3 protein-coding genes are annotated in these 3,564 nt (G+C 38.4%); all 3 read right to left on the minus strand.

The window, feature by feature from the left end:
• Positions 1-304: 304 nt before the first annotated feature.
• Genes panB through AB1630_11270 form a run of 3 tightly spaced genes read right to left on the minus strand, consistent with a single transcriptional unit; the run spans position 305 to position 3,134 of the window.
• Complete coding sequence (gene panB / locus AB1630_11260) at positions 305-1,075, minus strand: 3-methyl-2-oxobutanoate hydroxymethyltransferase (protein ID MEW6104371.1); 771 nt, start codon at positions 1,073-1,075, stop codon at positions 305-307.
• The gene (locus tag AB1630_11265) at positions 1,072-2,835 is read right to left on the minus strand and encodes a DUF87 domain-containing protein (protein ID MEW6104372.1); all 1,764 of its coding nucleotides are present in this window, start codon (positions 2,833-2,835) and stop codon (positions 1,072-1,074) included. Before AB1630_11265 ends, panB begins: the two co-directional genes overlap by 4 nt.
• Before the next feature lie 2 nt (positions 2,836-2,837).
• A complete protein-coding gene (locus tag AB1630_11270) occupies positions 2,838-3,134 on the minus strand; it encodes a hypothetical protein (GenBank protein ID MEW6104373.1) in 297 nt (98 codons plus the stop codon).
• Positions 3,135-3,564: the final 430 nt, after the last annotated feature.

Genomic DNA, 3,564 nt, shown 5'->3' on the forward strand with positions numbered 1-3,564 from the left:
ACTTGATTTTGTCTTCTTAAAATATCTTCTATCATTCTATCTATTATATATATCGGTTTTTAAGAGGGTTAAACTTTAGATTTTTTTTGGAAATTCAATTCCTATTGTAAATAAGAGCGGAAAATGGGAATTTAGAAATCTCTTTAAGTGCTGCCTGCCTTGTTATCTTAAGCATCTTTACCATATCCCCGATTGCAATTTTCCCATTTACCTCCCTAAGTCTTATAGAACCATTTGTCTTAACTGATGTTCCTATTGTTTCACCTCAAAATAATTCATTATGTTCATTTTGACTTTTGCATTTTCATTCATAGCTTTCCTCTTTTTTGGGAAAATCGCCTTTTGAAACATCCTCAATAAATCTTTCTATTGCATTTGAAATTTCATCTTTCATATTCAAATACCTCCTGACAAATTTGGGAGACCTCTCGGTTAAACCAATTATGTCATTCAAAACCAAGATTTGTCCATCGCAATATATCCCCGAACCAATACCAATTGTTGGAATTTTTAAAGATTCTGTTATTTTCTTAGCAAGGCTTCCTGGGATACATTCAAGGACAAGGGAAAATATACCAGCCTCTTCAAGTGCCTTTGCCTCTTCTATTAGACCTTCATCCCTTTGCACCTTATAGCCGCCCATTTTATGAATTGCCTGTGGCCTTAAGCCAATATGACCCATTACCGGAATATCTGCATCCAACATTGCCTTTATGGTTGGGATAATCTCAATGCCTCCCTCAAGCTTTACCGCACTTGCCCCACCCTCTTTTGTCATTCTTCCTGCATTATAGACAGAATCTTTTATATCAACCTTATATGACATAAATGGCATATCACCAACTAACAAGGCATTCTTTATCCCCCTCTTTACTGCCTTTAGATGATGAAGCATCTCCTCCATTGTAACCGGAAGGGTATTCTCATAACCTAAAACAACCATACCTAAAGAATCTCCCACCAAAACTATATCAACCCCAGCTTTATCCAATATCTTTGCCATCTGGAAATCATAGCAAGTAAGGGCAGTAATCTTTTTCTCCCCCTTCATCCTCTGAATTTCGGGAATTGTCATCTTACAACCTCCAATCTATTTACCCTTAAGAATTCCTCTGGTGTATTAAATGCGGTAAGAAATAATGGTGTCCCGGCAAAAGATAATGGCGAAACAGGCCCTGTTGTCATAAAGGCATATTGCCTTGATGCAATATCAAAAGCACTATGGGGGTCACGAAACCGTTGATAAAGTTTAAGGCTATTGGGGTCACCGCCAATAATTTCTTTTAGAGAGATAAATTCAGCACCTAAAGCCAAACCAAACCCAAAGAAAAATATTCTCAATTGTCCAATAATTTCCCGATGGAGACTTGATAAGCTCTGGCTAATAAACATCCATCCGAGACCATATTTTCTTGTGGTTCTCGCGGCATTCACAAGGATTTCGCGGACACTCCGAGCGGCACTATCATCAGAGGGTAGGTCTCGGGGAGCAAGCCGGTGAGCTTCATCAATAACAACAAGTGCATTGAGACCTTGACCTTCCTTGTAGAAGTATTCTGCCGTCTGAGTCAGTCCATCGAGAAGTCGCTTTATCACTAAAGCTTGAATTTTATCATTCCAAAACAAGTCTTTTGCTTGTTCTTTTGAGAGATCAATGACAAGGATAGGTCTTACCTCTGTTTCTGGATTTAGAAGCCAACTTAAGGCTTTATTCACACTCTTTGCACCACTTCTATCTATTCTGAACAACTCAGTTATTGGCGTCCAATATTCCTTATAAAATTCATTTGCGTCAGCTTCTTTGATAGCAGTATCAAAACGAAGTCTTGAAGCCTCAGTGCGGTAAAAAACTTTTTGGACCCTCTCATCTTTAAGAAGACTCCATGCTTTATCAAAGGAGACCCTTGCGTGGAGTTCTTCAAGTCTAACTTTAGCCTTTTGTAATTTGTCAGAGAGAATGCTACAGGCAAGTTCTCGGTTTTCTCCTTTGGGAATAGTCAGTCGCTCAAAAAACAAGGACTCGAAGAAAATTTGCTCAAACAACTCCCACCTGTCCAAAACCAAATTTCTGACAGTCATAACGAAGCTATTCTTACCTAAAACTTGAGTTATTTTCTTCATCGGTAAGACAAAACCATTTCCGGTTCTTTCATTTAGCATATCTTTGCTAAATTCACCCTGAGGATCAATAACGAGAAGAGCCATTTTGGGATAACGAGCATATGCTAATAGGATCATTTTTGCCAGAACAGATTTACCCGAGCCGGTTTTACCAAATATGCCGAGATGATATGCCTCACCAGCTCCATTTGGTCCTATTCCGAAATGCTTAAACCAAAGAGGAAGTTTTGGCGTTGAGCCATAGACATAACCCAAATAAAATATTTCATCCCTATACCTTTCTAACAACCTGTTTAATATTTGGTCAGTTGCTAAATGGATAAATGTGCCGGTAGCTGGAACAGTTCCTAAAATACCTGGTTCAAATCTATTGCTCACATCCCTAAATACTGCGCTTACCGTCATATCTCCTAAGTGGGTATCTTGCTGTCCACTCACAGGATTAACCTGGCCTCTTTGTCTTGTAAGAGACCTCATTGTTGGATCTTCAAGCCAAATATTCCTTAGTTGAACCTCTGTGATTTGTCCTAAGGCATAATGAGGCTTACCATCCTGAGAAAATCTGAAAAATGCAAGTTCTCCCACCAATTTTTTACCAACAGCAGTGCCAAGGATGTCTAAAGAAAGTTCACTGGTAGAAGAAGGAGAACCTATTGTTCCAATCCGTTCAGAGGTGCTGATTAATTGCTCAATATTTGTTCTTTCGTCGCTCATATTTACCTTCCACTTTCAGTTCTATAACCATGCATACTGAAAAATATTTCTCCGATATCCCCTTGATGTAACTCGGTCATTCTTCTGGTAGCGGTTTGTCTACAGGCTGGAATTGCACCTCCAAGATGCTTTACCATACGGTCTGCGATATAAAGGGGATATGGCTCAAGAATACCGGGTGTGCCAGATTGATATTTAAGTCCTTGAAGCAATATTGCTATCCGAGAATTATTTGTGGCAATAGAAGATGCTATTTCAATCCTTAAAGCCGGCGTCCAATTGTGGGGCTTGTAATACATAACATAAAGCCTATTTATGGCTGATAAAACCTCATCTCTTAATCCTTCAAGTTCTTTATCTTTGAAAGGAAGTCTTAAGTGCCAGGGCTGTTGAGGTTCTTCTAATGGGATTGGTGAGGTAAATTCGCCGGGAGATAAAATAGTGGTTAAGATTGCTCTGTCATCATAATGAGATGACCATTCAAGTTAGCAATTCTCGGTGAAGTTATAAAGGCTATATTATCAAGCCTTCCTGGAAAATAAGAAAATATTTTTCGCAAAAAAAGCCTCTTAAGGTTTCCTCTCAAAAATGCCGATATATTATATACTCAACTTGACCGAATTTTCGATAAGTCGTTAGTATTGTTTCAATTGAATTGATTGTTCTTTGACAAAAAAGTTCTAAAGAAAAGAGGCAAAAACTCCGATTTATTTATTAGAAAGCAAATTG

It is taken from the genome of bacterium (assembly GCA_040753555.1).
Lineage (GTDB): Bacteria > UBA9089 > UBA9088 > UBA9088 > UBA9088 > JBFLYE01.

What these genes read in the sequence shown, in the direction of transcription:
- panB (MEW6104371.1), bottom strand. Translation starts at nt 1,075, where the DNA reads ATGACAATTCCCGAAATTCAGAGGATGAAGGGGGAGAAAAAGATTACT.
- AB1630_11265 (MEW6104372.1), bottom strand. Translation starts at nt 2,835, where the DNA reads ATGAGCGACGAAAGAACAAATATTGAGCAATTAATCAGCACCTCTGAA.
- AB1630_11270 (MEW6104373.1), bottom strand. Translation starts at nt 3,134, where the DNA reads ATGTATTACAAGCCCCACAATTGGACGCCGGCTTTAAGGATTGAAATA.